The sequence below is a fragment of the Curtobacterium sp. MCLR17_059 genome, assembly GCF_003234665.1.
In the GTDB taxonomy this organism is placed as follows: Bacteria; Actinomycetota; Actinomycetes; order Actinomycetales; family Microbacteriaceae; genus Curtobacterium; species Curtobacterium flaccumfaciens.
In genome coordinates this window covers 176,197-198,974 of sequence record NZ_QKSU01000006.1, presented here as the reverse complement: position 1 = coordinate 198,974, position 22,778 = coordinate 176,197, and the positions used below count along the sequence as shown (strand labels likewise).

The 22,778-nt window shown below is 71.2% G+C and carries 18 protein-coding genes; 13 read left to right on the top strand and 5 right to left on the bottom strand.

Annotation, left to right across the window (positions count from 1 at the left end):
* Positions 1-7: 7 nt before the first annotated feature.
* On the bottom strand, positions 8-349 hold the full coding sequence (locus DEJ12_RS10550; RefSeq protein ID WP_071247715.1) for an L-rhamnose mutarotase: 342 nt from the start codon (positions 347-349) through the stop codon (positions 8-10).
* Complete coding sequence (locus DEJ12_RS10545) at positions 346-1,701, bottom strand: MFS transporter (RefSeq protein ID WP_214540720.1); 1,356 nt, start codon at positions 1,699-1,701, stop codon at positions 346-348. Before DEJ12_RS10545 ends, DEJ12_RS10550 begins: the two co-directional genes overlap by 4 nt.
* A gap of 346 nt (positions 1,702-2,047) precedes the next feature.
* Here DEJ12_RS10545 and DEJ12_RS10540 point away from each other — a divergent pair, with 346 nt between their 5' ends.
* The 11 genes from DEJ12_RS10540 (at position 2,048) to DEJ12_RS18225 (ending at position 17,882) form a co-directional block, all read left to right on the top strand.
* The gene (locus tag DEJ12_RS10540; RefSeq protein WP_111029965.1) at positions 2,048-3,058 is read left to right on the top strand and encodes a LacI family DNA-binding transcriptional regulator; all 1,011 of its coding nucleotides are present in this window, start codon (positions 2,048-2,050) and stop codon (positions 3,056-3,058) included.
* A 43-nt stretch (positions 3,059-3,101) separates the two neighbouring features.
* On the top strand, positions 3,102-4,205 hold the full coding sequence (locus tag DEJ12_RS10535) for a LacI family DNA-binding transcriptional regulator (RefSeq protein ID WP_111029964.1): 1,104 nt from the start codon (positions 3,102-3,104) through the stop codon (positions 4,203-4,205).
* Between the two features lie 548 nt (positions 4,206-4,753).
* A complete protein-coding gene (locus tag DEJ12_RS10530; RefSeq protein WP_111029963.1) occupies positions 4,754-6,073 on the top strand; it encodes an ABC transporter substrate-binding protein in 1,320 nt (439 codons plus the stop codon).
* Between the two features lie 5 nt (positions 6,074-6,078).
* Positions 6,079-7,011, top strand: coding sequence for a carbohydrate ABC transporter permease (locus DEJ12_RS10525; RefSeq protein WP_258370610.1), 933 nt, complete (start codon positions 6,079-6,081; stop codon positions 7,009-7,011).
* Positions 7,008-7,886, top strand: coding sequence for a carbohydrate ABC transporter permease (locus DEJ12_RS10520; RefSeq protein ID WP_111029962.1), 879 nt, complete (start codon positions 7,008-7,010; stop codon positions 7,884-7,886). The genes DEJ12_RS10525 and DEJ12_RS10520 overlap by 4 nt, the downstream gene beginning before the upstream one ends.
* A 119-nt stretch (positions 7,887-8,005) precedes the next feature.
* Positions 8,006-10,324, top strand: a complete 2,319-nt coding sequence (locus DEJ12_RS10515; protein WP_111029961.1) for a family 78 glycoside hydrolase catalytic domain — start codon at positions 8,006-8,008, stop codon at positions 10,322-10,324.
* 180 nt (positions 10,325-10,504) lie between these two features.
* On the top strand, positions 10,505-11,677 hold the full coding sequence (gene rhaI, locus DEJ12_RS10510; protein WP_111029960.1) for an L-rhamnose isomerase: 1,173 nt from the start codon (positions 10,505-10,507) through the stop codon (positions 11,675-11,677).
* Positions 11,678-11,717: 40 nt separating this feature from the next.
* Entirely contained in the window at positions 11,718-13,766 is a 2,049-nt protein-coding gene (locus DEJ12_RS10505) for a bifunctional aldolase/short-chain dehydrogenase (protein ID WP_111029959.1), read from the top strand.
* Positions 13,767-13,818: 52 nt separating this feature from the next.
* A complete protein-coding gene (locus DEJ12_RS10500; RefSeq protein WP_111029958.1) occupies positions 13,819-15,306 on the top strand; it encodes a rhamnulokinase family protein in 1,488 nt (495 codons plus the stop codon).
* On the top strand, positions 15,303-16,628 hold the full coding sequence (locus DEJ12_RS10495; RefSeq protein ID WP_181433153.1) for an alpha-hydroxy acid oxidase: 1,326 nt from the start codon (positions 15,303-15,305) through the stop codon (positions 16,626-16,628). The genes DEJ12_RS10500 and DEJ12_RS10495 overlap by 4 nt, the downstream gene beginning before the upstream one ends.
* 291 nt (positions 16,629-16,919) lie before the next feature.
* Positions 16,920-17,882, top strand: a complete 963-nt coding sequence (locus tag DEJ12_RS18225; RefSeq protein WP_258370609.1) for a family 16 glycosylhydrolase — start codon at positions 16,920-16,922, stop codon at positions 17,880-17,882.
* A 100-nt stretch (positions 17,883-17,982) separates the two neighbouring features.
* On the opposite strand, the gene DEJ12_RS10485 is transcribed toward DEJ12_RS18225, so the two are convergent.
* From DEJ12_RS10485 to DEJ12_RS10475, 3 genes are all read right to left on the bottom strand, one after another.
* Positions 17,983-18,789 carry an isocitrate lyase/phosphoenolpyruvate mutase family protein gene (locus tag DEJ12_RS10485; RefSeq protein WP_111029957.1) on the bottom strand — a complete coding sequence of 269 codons (807 nt, stop codon included), beginning with the start codon at positions 18,787-18,789 and terminating at the stop codon, positions 17,983-17,985.
* 64 nt (positions 18,790-18,853) lie between these two features.
* Positions 18,854-19,663, bottom strand: coding sequence for a hypothetical protein (locus DEJ12_RS10480; protein WP_111029956.1), 810 nt, complete (start codon positions 19,661-19,663; stop codon positions 18,854-18,856).
* 11 nt (positions 19,664-19,674) lie between these two features.
* Positions 19,675-20,037, bottom strand: a complete 363-nt coding sequence (locus DEJ12_RS10475) for a hypothetical protein (RefSeq protein WP_111022117.1) — start codon at positions 20,035-20,037, stop codon at positions 19,675-19,677.
* A gap of 195 nt (positions 20,038-20,232) precedes the next feature.
* On the opposite strand from DEJ12_RS10475, the gene DEJ12_RS10470 reads away from it, so the two are divergent.
* The gene (locus DEJ12_RS10470; RefSeq protein WP_309147047.1) at positions 20,233-21,774 is read left to right on the top strand and encodes an MFS transporter; all 1,542 of its coding nucleotides are present in this window, start codon (positions 20,233-20,235) and stop codon (positions 21,772-21,774) included.
* On the top strand, positions 21,767-22,747 hold the full coding sequence (locus tag DEJ12_RS10465; protein ID WP_111029955.1) for an alpha/beta hydrolase: 981 nt from the start codon (positions 21,767-21,769) through the stop codon (positions 22,745-22,747). The genes DEJ12_RS10470 and DEJ12_RS10465 overlap by 8 nt, the downstream gene beginning before the upstream one ends.
* The last annotated feature ends 31 nt before the right edge of the window (positions 22,748-22,778 follow it).

Genomic DNA, 22,778 nt, shown 5'->3' with positions numbered 1-22,778 from the left:
GCCCCCGTCAGTCCGGCGCGGCCGCGAGCTGGTCCTCGAGGTTGAACACCTCGGGCAGCACCCGCGCCGTCTGGTCGGCGCGCCCGGTGGCCCCGGCGAAGAGGTCCTGCATGTGCGCCTCCCACGCCGTGGCCACCTCGGACGCGGCGAGCGCGGCGTCCGCATCGGCCACCGAGTCCGTCTCGTAGTACCCGATGAGCAGTCCGTCGTCGTCGAGGAACAGCGAGTAGTTCCGCCGCCCCGCCGCCGCGATCGCCCGGAGCATCGCCGGCCACACGGCGGCGTGCCGCTCGCGGTAGGCGTCGAGCAGCTCGACCTGCACCTGCAGCCGGAAGCAGACGCGGGTCACCGGCCGGCCTGTTCGCGGCGACGCTGCTCGGCGTCGTGGACGGTGCGCTCGTCGGCGGTGCGGACCGTCCCGGTGACCGTGGTGACGGTGCCGTAGCGCTCGGCCTCGATCGCCTCGAGGGTCTTGCCCTGCGTCCGCGGTGCCCAGATCGTGCCGACCAGGAACGACAGCGCGAGGAGGCCCAGGATCAGGCCGCCGAGGGCCCGCAGCCCGATGTCCGACAGCAGCAGCGGGAACCAGATGCTCAACAGGCCGACCATGACGCGGGCGGCCAGGAACAGCACGCCCTGGGCGCTGGCGCGGTACCGGGTGGCGAAGAGCTCGCTCGTCCAGAGGCCGTAGAACGCCTGCGCGCCGATGCCCGACGAGATGCCCCACGCCACGGCGAAGAACAGCAGGGTGCCGAGGTTGGCGGGCGCGTAGATGAGGACGGCCCACGCGATGATCGCCAGCACGGCCCCGGCGGCGTAGAGCGCTCGGCGGCTGACCCGGTCGGCGTACCGCATGAAGCCGAAGTACGTCGCGGCCACGGTGCAGCCCCAGACCAGGATCTGCAGTCCGTACTGCTCGGTGACGCTCGTGACCCCGGTCGCCGCGTACACCCGTGGCTGGAAGATGCCGGCCTGCCCGGCGACGGTGTTCCAGAGCGCGTAGACGCCGAACAGGAACAGCATCGCGGTCAGGTTCTTCCGGCGGCTGAACAGCTGGGTGATCCCGTGGAAGAAGTTCGCCGTGCCGGTGGCCGCGCGCTCGTCCTTCCAGATCGCCGACTCGGGCAGCCCGCGGCGGAGCCACCACACGATGGCGGCGACGACGAACAGGTGGGCGAAGATGAGGCGGCTGCCGAGCAGGCCGAGCGGGGCCGCGGCGATCGCCAGGGCGAACCCGACCATCGGCCCGATCGACCACGCGAGCTGTGCCGTGCCGACGTGGGCCGCGCGCTTGTCCGCAGGGGCCTGCTCGGCGATGTAGGTCCAGCTCGCCGGCACACCCGCACCGACGGCGATGCCGGTCAGGATGAAGCCGACCAGGAGCATGCCGTAGCTGCCGGCGAACACCGCGAGCAGGATGCCGAGCATGTAGAGGAGCAGGTCGTACGTGTAGATGAACTTCCGGCCGTACCGATCGCACAGCGGTCCGCCGACGATCGCGCCGAGGGCGGCACCGAAGGCGTTCGCGGACAGGCTCGCGAGCAGGCCGACCTCGAGGTCGCCGATCCGGAACTCGGCCTGCCACAGGCTCAGGCTCGTGGCGATCGCGATGATCGACCCCGACTCGATGTAGTTCGACATGGCCACCGAGACGGTGGCCTTCCAGCCCGTGGTGTTCCGGGCTCCGATGCGGACCGCCATTGGTCCTCCGTTCGCGTGTTCGTCAGTGAATCGTTTCAACGGGACGACGAGGACAATAGCGCTCCGGTGTGCGCGCTGGCAAGAGCGGGTTCGTCTGGCTGCGCCTCGCACCGTGCGCGGGCGCTCGCTCCGTGCGAGGTTGCGCACTCGGTGCGAGCCTTTCCACCCCGCACCGAGTGCAGAACCTCGCACCGGCCGCGCGCCTCGCACCGTGCGCGGGAAGTCGACGCGACCACCCCACGGACGGGAGGCCCGGTACCGGCCCGCCCCACGCCTCCCGTCCGCGTTTTCCACAGATCACGGCGCGGGCCGACCGCGCGGACCGCACCGATGCCAGGATGGCCACATGGCGGTCAGTGTGCGAGAGGTGGCAGCGCTCGCGGGCGTGTCCCTCGGCACGGTGTCGAACGTGCTGAACCGCCCCGACAAGGTCGCTCCCGGCACGGTGGAACGCGTGCAGTCGGCGATCGCGACGCTCGGGTTCGTCCGCAACGACTCCGCACGGCAGCTCCGGGCCGGACGCAGCTCCACCGTCGGGCTCATCGTGCTCGACGGCGGCAACCCGTTCTTCACCGACGTCGCCCGGGGCGCCGAGGACGCCGCGATGGACAACGGCCTCGCGGTGCTGATCGGCAACTCCGACGAGTCGACCGACCGCGAACGCACCTACGTCGACCTGTTCGAGGAACGCCGGGTCGCCGGACTCCTGATCTCCCCCGCCGGCGACGACCTGTCCCGGCTCGCGCGGCTGCGCGACCAGGGCACCGCCGTGGTGCTGGTGGACCGTCGCGCCGACGACGAGCACTTCGCCTCGGTCTCCGTCGACGACGTCGCGGGTGGCCGCATCGCGGTCGAGCACCTCGCGGCGATCGGCCGCACCCACATCGCCTTCGTCGGCGGGCCGTTCGGCATCCGCCAGGTCGCCGACCGGCACGCCGGGGCACTCGCCGCCGCCCAGGCCGCGGGCATCCGGCTCGAAGCCCTGCCGACCACCTCGCTGTCCGTGCTCGAAGGGCGCCGCATCGGCGAAGCGATCCAGGCCCGCCCGGCCGCCGAACGCCCGGACGCCGTCTTCGCCGCCAACGACCTGCTCGCCGTCGGGCTCGAACAGGCCTTCATCATGCGCGGCACCATCGCGGTGCCCGAGCAGATCGCCATCGTCGGCTACGACGACATCGCGTTCGCCGAGTCCGCGGTGGTCCCGCTGACGTCGGTGCGGCAGCCGGCGCAGGACCTCGGTCGTCGTGCGATCGAACTCCTGACGAAGCAGGTCGAGCAGGGGCAGGACATCGACCTCGAGCACGTGGAGTTCACACCGGAGCTCGTGGTGCGGCAGTCTTCCGTCGCCGACGCCTAGGGCCCGGTCCGGACACGGCTCCCCCGCCGCCTACGATCGGAGCATGGTGCATGTCCCCCGGCGCGACGGTCCGCCGAGCGTGCACCACGTCGCAGCCCGGGCCGGGGTCTCGCTCGCCACGGTCTCGAACGTCCTGAACCACCCCGAGCGGGTCGCCGACGCTACCGCCGCACGCGTGCGGGACGCGATCGACGCGCTCGGGTACACGCCGAACCGGAACGCCCGGGCGCTGGTGTCCGGCAGCACACGCGCGATCGGTCTGGTCGTGATGTCGCTGCGGAACTCCCTGTTCAGCGACATGGTCAACGGCGCGCAGCTGGCCGCGCGGGAACGCGGCTTCACCCTGCTGATCGCCAGCAGCGAGGACGACCTGCAGGCGCAGGGCGAACACCTCGCCTACCTCGAGAGCGCCCGGGTGTCGGGGATCCTGCTCGCCTCGATGACGGAGTCGCGTGACCAGGCCGAGGTCGCGCGGCGTCACGGCCGACCCGTCGTGTACGTCAACTACGAACCGACCGAGCTCGACGCGTGTGCGGTGGTCGTGGACAACGAGCAGGCCGGGTTCCTGGCGACCGAGCACCTGATCGACCGCGGCTGCCGACGCATCGGGTTCGTGAGCGCCCGTCCGGACCTGCAGCCCGTCGACCGCCGACGGGCGGGGGTACTGCGGGCCGTCGCGGCGCACCCGGGGGTCGAGCTCGTCGACGTCGACGCCGGGGACATCGACCCTCCCGGAGGCACCGACGCCGGGCTCCGCATCGCCCGGATGCCCGAGGACGAACGCCCCGACGGGGTGCTGGGTGTGACCGACCTGCTCGCGATGGCGGTCGTCTCCGAGCTCCGAGCCGCCGGGATCCGCGTCCCCGAGGACATCCCCGTGTCGGGCTGCGACCACAACTCCGTGGCGTGGGGTGGTGCGGTGCCGCTCACCTCGGTGACGATGCACGGCTCGGAGATGGGTGCGGCGGCGGTGGAACTGCTGCTCGAGGAGCTCACCGACCCGATGCACGTGCACCGGACCGTCGTGCTCGGCAGCGAGCTGGTACCCCGCGAGAGCACGCTCGGTCGGGAGGGCGCGGCCGCAGCAGCCGCCGCCGCAGCCGTCGCGGGCACGACGCCGAGCGACCCGAGGCGTACCGAGGCCTGACCGGCGGCGGACCGACCCGGGAAAGCGACACTTCTGCGGGTCGTCGCTGCGTCCGGTCCGCCAGAGCGACAGATCGGCGCGAACGTTCAGCGGCACACTGTCGCTTTCGCGGACAGTGGGCCGCGGGCAGCGGGCAGCAGGCAGCGGGCTGCCGGGCCGGGCCGGCGCGCACGAGGCGACGCGGGCCGGTGACGCGACCGCGCGCCGGACGGGAGGCGCGGGGCGGGGCCGGCACGGGCCTCCTGGCCGGCGGGCGGCGCGACCACCGCACGGTGCAGCACCGCGCGTCGGCTCGGTGCGAGGTTGCGCACTCCGTGCGAGCCCGCGCGCCCGTCACCGAGCGTGGAACCTCGCACCAGACGAATGGACGAGCGAGCGAACGAGCTGCGCGTAACGAAATCGGCACAGCGATTGACACGCTTCAATCCTCGTGGTTCCATCCTGATTGAAACGTTCTAAAACGCAGTAACCGGACCCCGCGACGGCGCGGGATCCGGGTCCGTTTCACCCGGGGTACCCCAGCCCCGGGCCTTACGAGGAGGTAAGGAATGTCAGTTCGTTCCGTGACCAAGCGCGCGATCGCCATCGGCGGCGCAACGGTCCTGATCGGCGGGCTCGCAGCGTGCTCGTCCGGCGGCTCCGCCGACGAAGGCGGCGGCAAGGTCGAGATCACCTACCAGGCCGACAACGCCCCGGCCACCGCGGCCACCGCGAAGCCGCTCATCGAGGCCTTCGAGAAGGCCAACCCCGACATCACCGTCAAGTTCGACACCCGCCCCCAGGGCACCGACGGCGACAACCTGATCAAGACCCGGCTGTCGACCGGCGAGGCCGCCGACGTCTTCAACTACAACTCCGGCTCGCTCATGCAGGCCCTCAACCCGGACAACACCCTGGTGGACCTGTCCGACGAGAAGTGGGCGAGCGACGTCGACCCGCAGTTCACCAAGGTCGTCAGCACCGACAAGGGCATGTACGGCGCCCCGTTCGGCACGAGCTTCGGCGGCGCGGTGCTCTACAACACGAAGGTCTACGACGACCTCGGCCTCAAGGTCCCGACCACGTGGGACGAGTTCATCAGCAACAGCGAGAAGATCAAGGACGCCGGCGACGTCGCCCCGATCATCCAGACCTACGGCGACACCTGGACCAGCCAGCTGTTCGTCCTCGGCGACTTCGCGAACATCACCGCGCAGGACGACAAGTGGGCGGACGACTACACCGCCAACAAGGAGTCCTACGCCGACGAACCCGCTCTCGCCGGGTTCGAGCACCTCGCCGAGGGCAAGGACAAGGACCTCTACAACGAGGACTACGCCTCGGCCACGCAGGCGAACGGCCTGAAGATGCTGGCCGACGGCACGGGCGCGCAGTACCCGATGCTCACGAACGCGATCTCGGCGATCCAGCAGGACTCCCCCGACGCCGTCGACGACATCGGCGCGTTCGCCCTGCCGGCCGAGGACGCCGCGGACACGAACCTGACGATCTGGGAGCCGAACGGCCTGTACATCCCGAAGACGACCACGGGCGACAAGCTGGCCGCGGCGAAGAAGTTCGTGGCCTTCGCGAACTCCACCGAGGGCTGCCAGGTGCAGAACGACACCGGCACCCCCGCCGGCCCCTACGTCATCTCGACCTGCTCGCTGCCGGACGACGTGCCCCCGATGATCGACGACCTGCAGCAGTACCTGGACGACGGCAAGGCCAGCCCCGCGCTCGAGTTCCTGTCCCCGATCAAGGGCCCGAACCTCGAGAAGATCTGCGTGCAGGTCGGCTCGGGCATCACCACCGCGAGCAAGGGTGCCGACCAGTACGACGACGACGTCGTCCAGCAGGCACAGCAGCTCGGCATCAAGGGCTGGTGATCGGCGTGACCGCGACCCTCACGACGGCGGTGGCCCCGCCGCAGACACGCAAGGGCGACCGCCCCGGACCCGCGCGCAAGCGGATGCGCTCGTTCTACCCCGCGTGGTTCTTCATCCCCGCGATCGCGCTGTACGTCGTGTTCTTCGCGGTCCCGACCTTCGCCGGGTTCTACTTCTCGCTCACCCGCTGGACGCTGTTCGACCAGACCTTCATCGGCTTCGACAACTTCGTCCGGTTCTTCCAGGACCCGCAGCTCGTCTCCGGGTTCGTGCACACCTTCCAGTACGGCTTCGTGACGAGCGCGGCGAAGGTGGTCCTCGGACTCGCCCTCGCCCTGCTCCTCACGTCGCCCGTGCTGGGGCGCGGCTACCTGCGGGCGGTCGTGTTCTTCCCGGTGCTCGTGTCGACCATCGGCATCGGCATCACGTTCAAGGCGCTGATGGACCCGTTCCACGGGATCATCAACGGCGTACTGGGTTCGGTCGGCCTGCCCACCCCCGGGTGGCTGACCGACCCGGCGCTCGCCCTGTGGAGCGTCGCCGCAGTGGACGTCTGGAAGGGCGTCGGCATCGCGACGCTCATCTTCATCGCCGGCATCGTGGCGATCCCGCAGGAGTACTTCGAGGCGGCACGGGTCGACGGCGCGAGCGCGTGGTCGATCTTCCGGAACATCACGTTGCCGCTGTCCCGCCCCGCGATGGGCACGGTCATCATCCTGTCGCTCATCGGCGGCCTGCGGTCGTTCGACCTGATCTGGGCGATGACCGGCGGCGGGCCGGGGTTCACGAGCGACGTGATCGCGAGCGTGATCTACAAGCAGTACCAGGCCGGGTTCTACGGCCTGTCCACCGCCGGCAACGTGGTCCTGTTCGTCGTCGTCACCGCGATCATGGTGCCGATCTCGTGGCTCCTCAACCGCAAGGAGGCCGAGCTGTGACCGCGCTCACCAGCCCCCGCGTCAGCACCCCGACGCGGTCCCGCCACCCGGGCCGCGCCCGCCGGTGGATCATCGGCTCGATCGCCATCGTCGTCAGCTTCGTCGTCTTCCTGGTGCCGTTCGTCTTCGTCCTGCTCCAGGCGGCGAAGAACCCGGCCGAGGCGAACCAGCTCGGCTTCAGCCTGCCGACCGACTGGCAGCTGTGGCAGAACCTGCAGGCGGTGTTCCAGAGCGGCGACGGCGGGATCCTGCGCGCGTTCTGGAACAGCGCCCTGCTCACCGTCGGCAGCGTCACCGTCATGGTCGTGTTCTCGGCGATGGTGGGGTACGTCCTGCAGCGGCGACCGAGCAAGTGGAACGGCCTGATCAACTTCTTCGTGCTGGCGGGGCTCATCGTGCCGCCGGCGATCGTGCCGACCATCTGGGTGCTGCAGGGCCTGAACCTGTTCAAGACCATGGGCGGGATGATCCTCATCGAGGCGACCTTCGGCCTGTCGTTCTGCATCCTGCTGTTCCGGGCGTTCGTCGCGACGATCCCGAAGGAACTCGACGAGGCGGCCGTGCTCGACGGCGCCGGCCCGATCCGCCTGTTCTTCGGGGTGGTGCTGCCACTGCTCAAGCCGGTGATCATCACGGTCGTGCTCGTGCAGTCGGTGACGGTGTTCAACGACTTCACCAACCCGCTGTACTTCCTGCCGGGGTCCGAGAACGCGACGGTGCAGCAGACGCTCTACGCGTTCCAGAGCCAGTCGGTCAGCCAGCTGAACCTGCTGTTCACCGACGTGCTGCTCATCACGATCCCGCCGCTGATCCTCTACGTCTTCTTCAACCGTCAGATCGTCGCCGGCATGACCAGCGGCGCCGTCAAGGGCTGACCGCCCACCCCGGCCTGGAGGCGCGACCCGCCTCCGCCACACCGCCCACCCGGGCGGACGGCCGGGCCCACGACCCGCGCACCGGTCGACGACGACCGGTCGCGTGAAAGGACCACCACATGACCACCTGGACCGCACCGTTCATCGCGGCCGACACCGACCTCGGCAGCGCTCCGATCCTGCGTCGGGAGTTCACCCTCGACGACGGCCACGGCGCCGTCACCGCCGCCACCCTCGACGTCAGCGCCCTCGGCGTCGTCGAGGCCTGGCTCGGCGGGCAGCGCGTCTCCGACCACCTGCTCGAACCGGGGTGGACGAGCTACGAGTGGCGCATCCGCGTCGTCTCGCACGACGTCACCGAGCACCTGTCCGACACGGTCCCCGGGCAGCCGGCCGTGCTCGCGCTCGTCGTCGGGAACGGCTGGGCAGCCGGACGCCTGGCCTGGGGCGGCGGCGGCGGCTGGTACACCGACGAGCGCGCCGGGTTCGCCGAACTCCGGATCACCTTCGACGACGGGCACGAGCAGCACGTCACGACCGACACCGACTGGCAGGCCCTGTCGAGCGCGATCACCGCGGACCAGCTCTACGACGGGCAGGACATCGACGCCCGACTCCGCGACGGGTCGTTCCTGACGCCCGGCGAGGTCACCGTGCCCGGCGTCGACGGGCACCAGGGACGGACGAGCACGGTGCACACGGTCGACATCGGCGAGCGCGAACTCGTCGCCGACACGGTGCCGCCGGTCCGCCCGCTGGCAGAGATCGCCCCGGTGGCGATCTGGACGAGCCCGTCGGGAGCGACCCTGCTCGACTTCGGCGTGAACCTGGTCGGGTGGCTCCGGGTCACCGCGACCGGCCCGGCCGGCACCGTGCTCACCCTGCAGCACGCCGAGGTGCTCGAGCACGACGAGCTCGGCACCCGCCCCCTGCGTACCGCGAAGGCGACGGACCACTTCACCCTGCGCGGTGACGACGAGCCCGAGACGTTCGAACCCCGGTTCACGTTCCACGGGTTCCGGTACGCGCAGGTCGACGGCTGGCCGGGCACCCACGACGAACTCCGCGCAGCGGTCACCGCCGTGCAGGTCGGGTCGGACCTCACCCGCACCGGCACGTTCGCGTCGAGTCACGAACTGCTGAACACCTTCCACGACAACGTCGTCCGGGGCATGCAGGGCAACTTCCTGAGCGTGCCGACGGACTGCCCGCAGCGCGACGAGCGACTCGGTTGGACGGGCGACATCGCCGCGTTCGCCCCGACGGCCTCGTACCTGTTCGACACCCGGACGTTCCTGGCCGACTGGCTGCGGGACGTCTGGCTCGAGCAGCAGCACGCCGACGGGATCATCCCGTTCGTGGTGCCGGACGTGCTGAAGTACTCCCCCGCCGAGGACTTCGGCAAGCCCGACGCGACCGCCGTCTGGTCGGACGCCGGCGTCTGGGTGCCGTGGACCCTGTACCAGGCGTACGGCGACACCGCGGTGCTCGAGGAGCAGTTCGACTCGATGGCCGCACACCTGCGCCGGGTCCGTGACCACCTGTCCCCGGAGGACCTGTGGGACACCGTGTTCCAGTTCGGCGACTGGCTCGACCCGGACGCCCCGCCCGAGGCCCCGGCCGACGCGAAGGCCGACAAGGGCGTCGTCGCGACGATCTGCGCCTACCGGTCCGCGACGATCGTGGCGGACGCGGCGGAGTTGTTGGGCGGTCACGAGGCGGAAGCAGCGGAGTTCCGGGAACTCGCCACGCGCCTCCAGGCCGGGTTCCGCACCCACTACCTGCAGGACGACGGGCGGATCCTGTCGGACGCGACCACGGTGTACACGCTGGCGATCGTGTTCGGGATCCTGTCCGAACAGGAGCAGGCCGTGGCCGGCGAGCGTCTCACCGAGCTGGTCGAGGCGTCCGGGTACCGGATCTCGACGGGCTTCGCGGGAACGCCGTTCATCACCGACGCGTTGACGCAGACGGGGCACCTGGAGGACGCCTACCGGCTGCTGCTGCAGACGGAGTGCCCGTCGTGGCTGTACCCGGTGACGATGGGCGCGACGACGGTGTGGGAACGGTGGGACTCGATGCTGCCGGACGGCACGATCAACCCGGGTGAGATGACCTCGTTCAACCACTACGCACTCGGTGCCGTGGCGGACTGGATGCACCGAGTGGTGGGTGGCCTGTCGCCGCTGTCGCCGGGGTACGAGTCGGTGCTCATCGCGCCGCAGCCGGGCGGTGGGCTGACGTGGGCGGAGACCTCGCTCGACACCGTGCACGGGCACGTCGCGGTGCGGTGGGAGCTCGTCGACGGGGAGTTGCGCGTCCGGGCGACCGTGCCCGAGGGCGTGACCGCGGTGGTGCGCCTGCCGGGTGCCCCCGAGCAGCGGCTCGGCGGCGGAACGCACGCCCTCCGCGCGCCGGCCGCCGTCCCCGCCGCGTAGGGCCCTGGTCCGCAAAACACCGGTGTTCGCGCGTCGAACCCCCGAACGCGCGTGTTCACCACGTGAACACCGGTGTTTTGCGGCACCACCCCGCGGCACCACCCACCCACCACGGTTGCGGCAGACCGCCGCGCGCCGTACTGTATGAAACGATTCAATCGCACACGAGGAAGTGACACGATGACATCGACCCCGAGCTTCGCCGGCATCGCCGACCAGCTGGCACGACAGCAGATCGAGCTGCCCAGCTGGGCCTTCGGCAACTCCGGCACCCGCTTCAAGGTGTTCAGCACGCCGGGCACCCCGCGCGACCCCTACGAGAAGATCGCCGACGCCGCCCAGGTGCAGCGGTACACCGGCCTGGCGCCCACCGTCGCACTGCACATCCCGTGGGACCTGGTGGACGACTTCGCCGACCTCAAGCGCCACGCCGAGGAGCACGGGGTCTCGCTCGGCACCGTCAACTCGAACACGTTCCAGGACGACGACTACAAGTTCGGCGCCCTGACCCACGTCGACGAGACGATCCGGCAGAAGGCGATCGACCACCACCTGCGCTGCATCGACGTGATGGACGCCACCGGGAGCCGCGACCTGAAGATCTGGCTTGCCGAGGGCTCGAACTACCCCGGTCAGGAGGACATGCGCTCCCGCCAGGACCGCCTGCACGAGTCGCTCTCGACGATCTACGACCGCCTCGGCGCCGACCAGCGGCTCGTGCTCGAGTACAAGTTCTTCGAGCCGTCGTTCTACCACACGGACGTCCCCGACTGGGGCACCAGCTACGTGCAGACGGCGGCGCTCGGGCCGAAGGCGATGGTCTGCCTCGACACCGGGCACCACGCCCCCGGCACGAACATCGAGTTCATCGTGATGCAGCTCCTGCGCCTCGGCAAGCTCGGTTCCTTCGACTTCAACTCGCGCTTCTACGCGGACGACGACCTGATCGTGGGCGCTGCGGACCCGTTCCAGCTGTTCCGGATCCTGGTCGAGGTCATCCGCGGCGGCGGGTACGACAACCCCGACGTCGCGTTCATGCTCGACCAGTGCCACAACATCGAGGACAAGATCCCCGGCCAGATCCGCTCGGTGCTCAACGTGCAGGAGATGACGGCCCGTGCGCTGCTCCTCGACCGCGTCGCACTGACCGCCGCGCAGGAGGCACACGACGTCCTCGGCGCGAACGAGGTCTTCATGGACGCGTACCAGACCGACGTCCGGAAGGACCTCGCCGCGTGGCGCGAGTCCCGCGGGCTGCCGGCGAACCCGATGCGCGCGTACCTGGATTCGGGCTACCAGCAGTCCATCGCCGAGGACCGCGTCGGCGGCGTCCAGGCCGGCTGGGGCGCGTAGGAACATGACGAACACAGTGGAGGCACGGGTGGACCCCGCAATGCACGGCACCGACGCAGACACCACGATCCGGGCGCTGGTCGCGCGCTCGAACGCGCTCGGCTCGGATCCGCGGATCACGAACTACGCGGGCGGGAACACCTCCGCCAAGGGCACCGACACCGACCCCGTCACGGGCGAACCGGTCGAGCTGCTCTGGGTGAAGGGCTCCGGGGGCGACCTCGGCACCCTCACTCCGGCGGGCCTCGCGGTCCTGCGCGTCGATCGCGTCCGTGCCCTCCAGGACGTCTACCCCGGGGTCGAGCGCGAGGACGAGATGGTCGCCGCGTTCGACTACACGCTGCACGGCAAGGGCGGTGCTGCGCCGTCGATCGACACCGCGATGCACGCCCTCGTCGACGCCGCCCACGTCGACCACCTGCACCCCGACGCCGGCATCGCGATCGCCACGGCGGCGGACGGTCCGGCCCTGACCGAGCGGATCTTCGGCGACCGGGTCGTCTGGGTGCCGTGGCGCCGGCCCGGGTTCCAGCTCGGGCTCGACATCGCAGGCGTCAAGCGTGACCATCCGCAGGCGATCGGCACGATCCTGGGCGGCCACGGGATCACCGCGTGGGGAGACACGAGCGACGAGGCCGAGGCGAACTCCCGCTGGATCATCGACACCGCCGAGCAGTACCTCGCGGAGCACGGCACGGCGGACCCGTTCGGCGGCCTCCGAGCGGGGTTCGAAGCACTGCCGACCGACGAACGTCGCGCACGCGCCGCCGCCCTCGCCCCGACGATCCGCGGCATCGCCGGGCACGACAAGCCGGTCGTCGGGCACTTCACCGACAGCGACGTCGTGCTCGAGTTCCTGGCGAGCGAGCGCGCCGAAGCACTCGCGGCCCTCGGCACGAGCTGCCCGGACCACTTCCTGCGCACCAAGGTCAAGCCGCTCATCCTCGACCTGCCCGCAACGGCCTCCGTCGAGGAGCAGACCGCACGCCTGCACCAACTGCACGAGCAGTACCGCGCGGACTACCAGGCCTACTACGACCGGCACGCGATGCCGGACTCCCCCGCGATCCGCGGCGCCGACCCGCTCATCGTGCTGGTGCCCGGTGTCGGGATGTTCTCGTACGGCAAGGACGCCCAGACCGCCCGGGTCGCCGGTGAGTTCTACGTCAACGCCATCAACGTGATGCGCGGTGCCGAGTCCGTCAGCACCTACGCCCCCATCGACGAGGCCGAGAAGTTCCGGATCGAGTACTGGGCCCTCGAAGAGGCGAAGCTGCAGCGGATGCCCGCACCCAGGAAGCTCGCGACGCGTATCGCCCTCGTCACCGGGGCGGCGTCGGGCATCGGCAAGGCGATCGCGAAGCGCCTGGCGGCCGAGGGCGCCGCCGTCGTCATCGCCGACCTCGACCTGGCGAAGGCACAGGAGACCGCCGCCGAGATCGGCAACAGCGACCGCGCGATCGGCGTCGCCGCGAACGTGACGGACGCCGCCGCGATCGACCAGGCGATCCAGCAGACGCTGCTGCACTTCGGCGGCCTCGACCTCGTCGTGAACAACGCGGGTCTTTCGCTGTCCAAGAGCCTGCTCGAGACCACCGAGCAGGACTGGGACCTGCAGCACGACGTGATGGCGAAGGGTTCGTTCCTGGTGTCGAAGGCCGCGGCGAAGGTGCTCATCGAGCAGGGCCTGGGCGGCGACATCGTCTACATCTCGTCGAAGAACTCGGTGTTCGCCGGGCCGAACAACATCGCGTACTCCGCCACGAAGGCCGACCAGGCCCACCAGGTGCGGCTGCTCGCGGCCGAGCTCGGGGAGCACGGCGTCCGCGTCAACGGCATCAACCCCGACGGCGTCGTGCGCGGCTCCGGCATCTTCGCGAGCGGCTGGGGCGCCAACCGCGCCAAGACGTACGGCATCGAGGAGCAGGACCTCGGCAAGTTCTACGCGCAGCGCACGATCCTGAAGCGCGAGGTCGTGCCCGAGAACGTCGCGAACGCCGTCTACGCCATCTGCACCGACGACTTCTCGCACACCACCGGCCTGCACGTGCCCGTCGACGCCGGCGTCGCCGCGGCCTTCCTGCGGTAGCGACGACCGACGACCAACGAGCGACGACCAACGAACCGAGCAGGAGCACGGCATGCACACCAGCGGCAGCGTCGCCGCGGTCGACCTCGGGGCGACCAGCGGCCGGGTGATCGTCGGCCACGTCGACCAGGACGGGGTCAGGATGGACCACGTCGCACGGTTCCCGAACGGCCCCGTCACCCTGCACGAGGGCGACGCCGACACCGGCCGCGACACCCTGCACTGGGACGTCGTCGAGCTGTACCGACAGGTGACCGAGGGGCTGCGGCGTGCGTTCGCCGAGCACCCCGCGATCGCCAGCATCGGCATCGACTCGTGGGCGGTCGACTACGGCCTGCTCCGCGACGGCCGACTGCTCGGGCTGCCGTCGCACTACCGCGACGACCGGCACCTGGGCGGTGTCGTCCCCGTGCACGACCGGATGGCCGCCACCGAGCTGTACGCCCGGAACGGCCTGCAGCACCTGCCGTTCAACACCCTGTTCCAGTGGGCTGCCGACCCGTCGCTGCAGCTCGCGCAGCGTGCGCTGCTCGTCCCCGACCTGCTCGGGTACTGGCTGACGGGGGTCGAGGCGGCCGAGCGCACGAACGCCTCGACGACCGGGGCCCTGAACGCGACCACCCGTGGGTGGGACCCGGCGGTGCGGGCTGCTGCGGGCCTCCCGGCCGGGCTGCTGCCCACGCTGCGCGACCCGGGCGACCGACTCGGCCCCCTGCTGCCGTCCGTCGCCGCGCTCGTCGGCGGGCAGGCCGACGTGACGCTGGTCGGTTCGCACGACACGGCGAGCGCCGTCGTCGCGGTCCCCGCGACGGAGCCGGACTTCGCCTACATCTCGTCGGGCACGTGGTCGCTCGTCGGCGTCGAGCTCGACGCGCCCGTCCTGTCGGACGCGGCACGACGCGCGAACTGCACGAACGAGGGCGGTGTCGACGGCCGCGTCCGGTTCCTGAAGAACGTGTCCGGACTGTGGTTGCTGTCGGAGAGCGTCCGCACCTGGGAGCGCGGTGGCGACCACGTCGACCTGGAGGCCCTGCTCGCCTCCGCCGCGGCCGTCACCGCCCCGGTCCCCGTCTTCGACCCCGCGGACGAGTCGTTCACGGCGCCGGGCGACATGCCGGCGCGGATCGCCGCGTGGTGCGCGGCGCACGGGCTGAGCGCCCCCGCGTCGCGGGCGGAGTTCGTCCGGAGCATCCTCGAGTCCCTCGCGACGGCGTACGCCGAGACCCTGCGCACCATCGCCGACGTGACCGGCAAGACCATCCGGGTCGTGCACGTCGTGGGCGGCGGCTCGCAGAACCGGCTGCTCTGCCAGCTGACCGCGGACCGCACCGGCCTGCCGGTCGTGGCCGGACCGGTCGAGGCCACCGCACTCGGCAACGTGCTGGTGCAAGCGCGCGCCGCTGGACTCGCGGGCCTCGGAGGGGCTTCACTGGAGGCACTCCGCAGCATCGTCGCACGGAGCGTCGAGCCCGTGCGGTACACCCCGTCGGCGTCGTCGCGCGCCGATCCCGATCGATCCCCCGTCAGGAGCCACGCATGACCACGACCGACGACCAGCACCGGATCGACCCCGCAACCGGCGCACCCGCGCCCGCGACCGGGTCCGCGTCCGCAGCTCGCACGCGGGTCAAGCGGCAGCTGCCGACGGTGCGGGACCTCGCGCCGCTCATGCAGTTCAAGAAGCCCTCACTGCCGGGTCGGCGTCAGCGCCTCGAACAGGCCCTGACCATCTGGGACCTGCGGGACATCGCCGCCCGCCGCACCCCGAAGGCCGCGTTCGACTACACCGAGGGCGCGGCCGAGGCGGAGATCTCACTGGCCCGCGCGCGGCAGGCGTTCGAGGACATCGAGTTCACCCCGGCGATCCTGCGGGACGTGTCGAGGGTGGACACCTCGCGTCAGGTGCTCGGGGCGCCGGTGTCGCACCCGTTCGGCATCGCGCCGACGGGCTTCACGCGGATGATGCAGACCGAGGGCGAGCGGGCCGGTGCCCGGGCCGCCGGACGTGCCGGTATCCCGTTCTCGCTCTCCACGATGGGCACCACCGCGATCGAGGACGTCCGCGACGCCAACCCGCACGGGCGCAACTGGTTCCAGCTGTACATGTGGAAGGACCGCGAGAAGTCGATGGCGCTGGTCTCCCGCGCCCAGCAGGCAGGCTTCGACACCCTGCTCGTGACCGTGGACGTCCCCGTCGCGGGTGCACGGCTGCGGGACAAGCGGAACGGGTTCTCGATCCCGCCGCAGCTGAGTGCCCGGACCGTGGTGAACGCGATCCCGCGGCCGTGGTGGTGGTTCGACTTCCTGACCACCGAACCGCTGTCGTTCGCGTCACTCGACCGCTGGTCCGGCACCGTCGGCGAGCTGCTCGACCACATGTTCGACCCGACCGTCACCTACGAGGACCTCGCCTGGATCCGTGACCAGTGGCAGGGCAAGATCGTCGTGAAGGGCGTGCAGTCCCTGGCGGACGCCAAGCGCCTGGCCGACCTGGGCGTCGACGGCATCACGCTGTCGAACCACGGTGGCCGGCAGCTGGACCGCGCCCCGGTGCCCTTCCACCTGCTGCCCTCCGTGGTGAAGGAGGTCGGGAAGGACACCGAGGTGCACCTCGACACGGGCATCATGTCCGGCGCCGACATCGTGGCCGCGGTCGCACTCGGCGCGACGTTCACGATGGTCGGCCGCGCCTACCTGTACGGGCTGATGGCGGGCGGCGAGGCCGGGGTGGACCGGATGATCCAGATCCTGTCCGAGCAGATCGAGCGGACCATGCGGCTGCTCGGGGTGGCCTCGCTCGACGAGCTCGAGCCGGGGCACGTGACGCAGCTGCAGCGGTTGCAGCCGATCCCCCGGGCCTGAGCGGTCAGCTCCCCGCGCGTTGCATCGTGCACGTTCGGGCGGCGGACACCGGGCGTTCGTCGGTCGATTTCCGTGACGCCCCCCGAACGGGTCACAAATGATGCAAGATGTCCGTGGACGTGTCAACGAAACCCTCGGCATCCGGCCGGCTGGTGCGTCCGTCCCTCCCCGCATCCTGCGCCCGAGCATCCACGAGGAGCCCGACATCTCGACCCGAAGCACGTGCACGCCCTCGCGCGACACGACCCCACGGACCACCCCCACACCCCCGGTCACCCGAGGGGGCACCCGATGATCCGCCACCGCGCGATCCTGGCGGTCGCGACCGCCGGCGCCCTGGTCCTCGGCGTCCCCACCGCCGCCTCCGCCCGCACCTGGTGGGGCTGGGACGGCGAGCGCCGCTGGCACAACGCACCGGTGAACCCCACCCCGACGCCGGCCCCGGACGAGACGGAGACCCCGGCCCCCACCGACGAGTGGGCCCCGGACACGGAGCCCGAGCAGGACTCCGCGCCGATCGAGGACTCCGCCCCCGTGGCCGAGCCCGCGCCCGATGCAGAGGCCGAGCCCGAGTCCGAGGTCGCGCCGGAAGCGGCACCCGAGGCTGAGGCCTCCCCCGCGGACCTGTCCGCGATCGCACCGGACGCCCCGTTCGTCGAGGACTTCAGCAAGGACGCCGTCACCGGCCTCGTCCAGTCGCTGTACCCGCAGTCGTGGCAGCCCTACCCCGACGGCACCTCGGGCATCTACGCGCCGAGCAAGACCGTGTCGGTGCACGACGGTGTGATGGACGTCGCCCTCGGCACCGGCGCCGGAGCGGCCGGCACCTTCGGCTCCTCCGACGGCGCCTGGGACCACGTCGGCGGCTCGTTCTCGGTCCGCGCGAAGGCGACCGGCGGCGACGGCAACGGCGCGGCCTTCATGCTGTGGCCGACGTCGAACGTGTGGGCCGACGGCGAGATCGACTTCCCCGAGGGCAACTTCGAGGAAAGCCCCTCGGTGTTCCACCACTCGATGACCCCGGGCAAGGAAGCCGAGCGCGTCCAGCTCGGCACCGGCGTCTCGTGGCGCGACTGGCACACCTACAAGGTCGACTGGGTCCCCGGTGAGTCCGTGACCTACAGCGTCGACGGCAAGGTCCTGGGCACCGTCACGCACGACGTGCCGACGACCCCGCACCGCTTCATGTTCCAGGTCGGCAACTGGGGCGAGAAGGGCAACCTGCTCATCGACTGGGTCTCGACGACCGAGTAGCGTCCGCAGGTCCGCACCACGACGGACGGGAGGCCCGGTGCCAGCTGGCACCGGGCCTCCCGTCCGTCCGTGTGGTCGCGTTCAGGGCGTCGCGCGCCGCTCAGAAGAGCGCGTTCAGGTCCGCGTAGTCCACGCCGCCCGCCAGCGAGTCGTAGGTGCCGGTGGTCCGCAGCTCGGCCGTGGCCTGCCGAACGACGGCGTACGCGGCCTGCGCGACGGCGGAACCGAGACTGATGCGGGCCACCCCGAGCCGGGCGAGTTCCGCCACGGTCGGCGACCCCGGACCGGCCATCACGTTCACCGGGCCGTCGATCGACTCCACCAGCGCACGGATGGTCTCGACGTCTCGGACTCCGGGGACGAACACGCCGTCAGCGCCGGCTCCGCGGTAGCGACGAGCTCGCTCGAGCGTCTCGGCCAGGAGCCGTTCGGGATCGACGAGACCGGCGAGGTGGACGTCGGTCCGTGCATTGACGAACAGGGGCACCCCGGCTCGTTCCGCCGCGCGCCGGGCCGCCCCGATCCGGTCGGCGAGCGCATCCGGATGCAACCTGCCGTCCTCGATGTTGATCCCGACGGCGCCCGCTTCGAGCACCGCGTCCACCGTGCGCGCCACGCCGTCCGCGTCGTCGGCGTACCCGGACTCGATGTCGACGGTGATCGGCACCGACACCGAAGCCGCGATCCGCGCGACCGCGTCCATCGCTTCCGCACGGGTCAGGGTGTTCCCGTCCGGTCGCCCGAGGGACCAGGCGACGCCCGCACTGGTCGTGGCGATCGCGGTCGCGCCGGCGTCCTCGACGAGTCGGGCGCTCGCGGCGTCCCAGACGTTGACGAGGACGAGTGGCCGGGATCGGTGGTCGTGGAGGCCGTGGAAGGTCGCGGCTCTGGTCGAAGTGGTGTTCACCCCTCGATCCCAGCGGTCCGAGCGCGGACGAGCTGGCGGGTTCCGGACGACGCGGTGGGGCCGCTCAGCCCTCGGGGCGAGGAGACCTGCGTGGGTTCAGCAGGTCTCCGTCCCACGACAGGTCGTCGGGCTCGCGGACCTCGAACGCCTCGAACCGGCCGTCGTCGAGCACGCGGTCGACGAGCGCGCGCGATCCGGCGACGATCGTCGAGTCCCAGTCCTCCTCGGCGGCGACGACCCACGCGTGGTCCTCCGGCCAGATGAACGTCGTGTGCGGCGCCACCTGGCCGTGCAGCCCGAAGCTCTCCCAACCCGGGACCGCCCGCTGCGCCCACGACGGATCGACGAGCTCGTCCAGGGTCGCACTGAAGAGCCAGGTGTCCCGCGCGGGCCAGGCCATCAAGCCCCGCGCACGTCGGATCCGGTGCCGGCGTTCAGCGGACGGCGGCCCGCCCGTCCCCTCCCACGCTCCGACGACCAGGTCTCCGGGGGTCGACGTCGCGCTCCGCAGGTGCGGGGTGAGGACGGCGAGGTCCTGCGGGTCGAACCACCCGTCGTCCGACTGGTCCACGCGCCAGCCGTCGGCCCACGACGTCGTCTGCTCGTCGTCGGTCAGGCGTTGCCACTGCACCAGGGGGTGCATCACGCGGTCGTTGCGGCGCGCGACCTCCGACCACCGCCAGCGGGTGTGTTCGACGTCCGGGTGGTCGCCCCACTCGTCCGTGGTGTCGAGGTCCGCCCGATGCGCGCCGACCGGGTGCAACAGGCGTGCGTACGCCTCGAACCCGGTGCCCGCGACGCCACCGACACTCGCCCAGCGTCCGGCACGCGCGACGAGCCAGTCGCCCCGCGATGCCTCGCTCAGCAGGCGCATCGTGCTGCTGCTCAGAGCTTCTCGTCGACGAGCGCGATGAAGCGGCTGCCGATGCCCTCGACCTCACGCCGCGTCAGGCCGGCCGTGGGCTCGGGCGCCTGGTACGGGGCGTGGTAGTCGCACATCAGGTAGTCCCACTCGGGCCACCACTTCTTCGGGCGCGCCTCTTCGTCGAAGCCGCAGACCACGCACTCCAGGCGCGTCCAGACCTTCTTCGTGCCGGTGCGGTTGGCCCGGGACTGCACGAGCCAGGCGGGCGGGTCCTGCTCGATCGCGTCGAGCTCCGCTTCGCTCAGGCGCGACGGGATGCCGTGGCGGGTCGCCATCTCGAGGGGGATGTCGAGCCGGACGGCGGCTTCGCGGCGGGAGAGCATCCGTCCAGGGTAGGTCCTGCCACTTCCCACCTCGAACTGCGACGGCAGCAACCGGGACGTCGACCGCGGACTTTCCTCGAGTGGGCAGTCCGTGTATGGTCTCGATCACTGAGGTAAAAGGCGCCGCGATCTGCGACGCACCAGCACGCGGCATCGAACGAGTCGCCACTTCTTCCCTCGAAGGAGTGCGCCATCGTGTCCCCCAGTCCCGCTCTCACCACCGGGCACGCGCCCGGCGGTGACTCGTCGCCTCGTCTGCGCGACGCCTGGATCGCCCTCGCTGGGCTGTCCGCGGTGTTCCTGTTCGAGATGCTCGACAACTCCGTGCTCAACGTCGCCCTGCCGACGATCGGTCGCGACCTGGGCTCGTCGACGACGGGCCTGCAGTGGGTCTCGGGTGCCTACTCGGTCGCCTTCGGAGGGCTGATGCTGCTGTTCGGCGCCGTCGCCGACCGCATCGGACGCCGCCGGGTCATGCTCGCCGGGCTCGTCCTGCTGGCCCTGGCGAGCCTCGCCACGGCGGTGGTCACGTCGACCGAGCAGCTGATCGCCGTGCGCGTCGCGATGGGCGTCGCCGCGGCGATGACGACGCCCGGGTCGATGGCGCTCGCGTTCCGGCTCTTCGACGACGAAGGCCTCCGGGTGCGGGCACTCACCGTCATCTCGACGGCCGGGCTCGTGGGACTGGCCATCGGGCCGACCGTCGGCGGGTTCGTGCTCGCCGTCGCCCCGTGGCAGGTGCTGCTGCTGGCCGACGTGCCCATCGCGGTCCTCGCACTCGTCGGCATCCGGCTCGGTGTCGCCCGCGACGAGGATTCAGGGCTCCATCGTCATCCGGTCGACGTGGTCGGAGCGCTGCTCGGTACCGTGACCACGGCCGGAGCGCTCGTGGTGCCGACGATCCTGGTCGAGTCCGGAGCCGCTGGCTGGTGGGGGTGGGCCGTCCTCGCCCTCGCCGTCACCTGCGCTGTGGGGTTCGTCGCCCGCGAGCGGACCGCGCGGCACCCGCTGATCGACCTGCACCTGCTCGCCCGACCACTCGTCTCGAGCGGCCTCGCGTTCAAGGCCGCGTCGGGTCTGGCCGTCGCCGGACTGTCGTACCTCGTGACCCTGCAGCTGCAGTTCGCCTGGGGCTGGCCGCCGGCCCTCGCCGCCGTCGGGACGCTGCCGCAGGTGGTCGTGCTGCTCGTCGGCGGCCGCTTCGTCGGGCCGTTCGTGCAGCGGGTCGGCCTGGGCCGCGCCGCCTGGATGAGCGCCGTCTCGGTCGTCTCCGGTCTCGCGGTCTTCGGCGCCCTGAGCCGGCACGGGTACCCGTGGGTGCTCGTCGCGCTCGTGCTCGTCGCCGCCGGCATGCGGGTCGTCGGCGTCGTCGCCGGCGCGTCCGTCCTCACGGGCCTGCCCGCGGACCGCGCCTCCGTCGGAGCGGCGCTCGTCGACACCTCGAGCGAGCTCGCGGGCGGTGCCGCCGTCGCCGCGGCGGGGACCATCGTCGCCGCCTTCGTCACCGGGAGCATCACCACGACCACCTGGACCACCGCCCGGCTCGAGGGCTTCCAGGACGCCCTCACCGTCGCCGGCCTCGGTCTCGCCGCGGTCGCAGCGCTGCTCGTCGTGGTCGGCATGCTCCGAGCCCGGCCCGCCGTCGAACTAGAGGACGTGGCCTCGTCCGAACCTGCCAACACCACGCCTGCACAGCCCGACCCGATCACCATCACCGAGGAGACCTCCCGTGCCTGACACCATCGCCCTCCCCCGCCCGCCGTTCGATCCCGAGTTCGTGCCCTTCCTCACGGCCATGGACGCGCGAGGCCGCTTCCACCTCACGACCCAGATGCTGCCGCAGATGCGACAACTGGACATGACGGAGGCGCAGCTCGACGAAGGACTGCGTGCTCGTGGCCTCGAGCGGAGCAGCATCACGATCGCGGGGCACCGCGGCGACCCGATCGACCTCGCCGTGATCCAACGCACCGGCCGCACCGGCACGTCTGCCCTGGCCTACGCGATCCACGGCGGCGGCATGATGTTCGGCCACCACCTCGGCAACCTCGACTCCTACGACGAGTGGCTGCTGGTGCACGACGTCGTCCTGGTCAGCCCGGACTACCGCCTGGCTCCGGAACACCCGGACCCGTACCCGGTCGAGGACTGCTACGCCGGTCTCGTCTGGGCAGCCGAGCACGCCGACGAACTCGGCATCGACCCGGAGCGCATCGTCCTCGTCGGGCAGAGCGCCGGTGCCGGTCTCGCCGCCGGCACGGCCCTCCTGGCCCGCGACCGACAGGGGCCCTCCGTCATCGGCCAGGTGCTCGTGAGTCCCATGCTCGACGACCGCGACGCGACGCTGTCGGCTCGGCAGTTCGACGGTGTCGGGGTCGCCGACCGGGAGATGACACGGTTCGGCTGGGACGCCTACCTCGGTGACCGGCGGGGTGGCGAGGACGTCTCCGTCTACGCCGCACCGGGCCGCGCGACCGACCTCACCGGGCTCCCACCCGCGTACATCGACTGCGGCAGCACCGAGGTGTTCCGCGACGAGACCGTCGCCTACGCCAGCTCGCTGTGGGCGGCAGGAGTCCAGGCGGAACTGCACGTGTGGCCGGGAGCGTTCCACGGATCGACGAGCATGGTGCCCGACGCGACGCTGTCGCAGCGGGCCGTGCGGGCCCTGCGCGAGTTCACCGGTCGCCTCCTCAACCCGGCAGTCTGACGGCAGCCCCGGCACGAGCGCATCGTGGTGC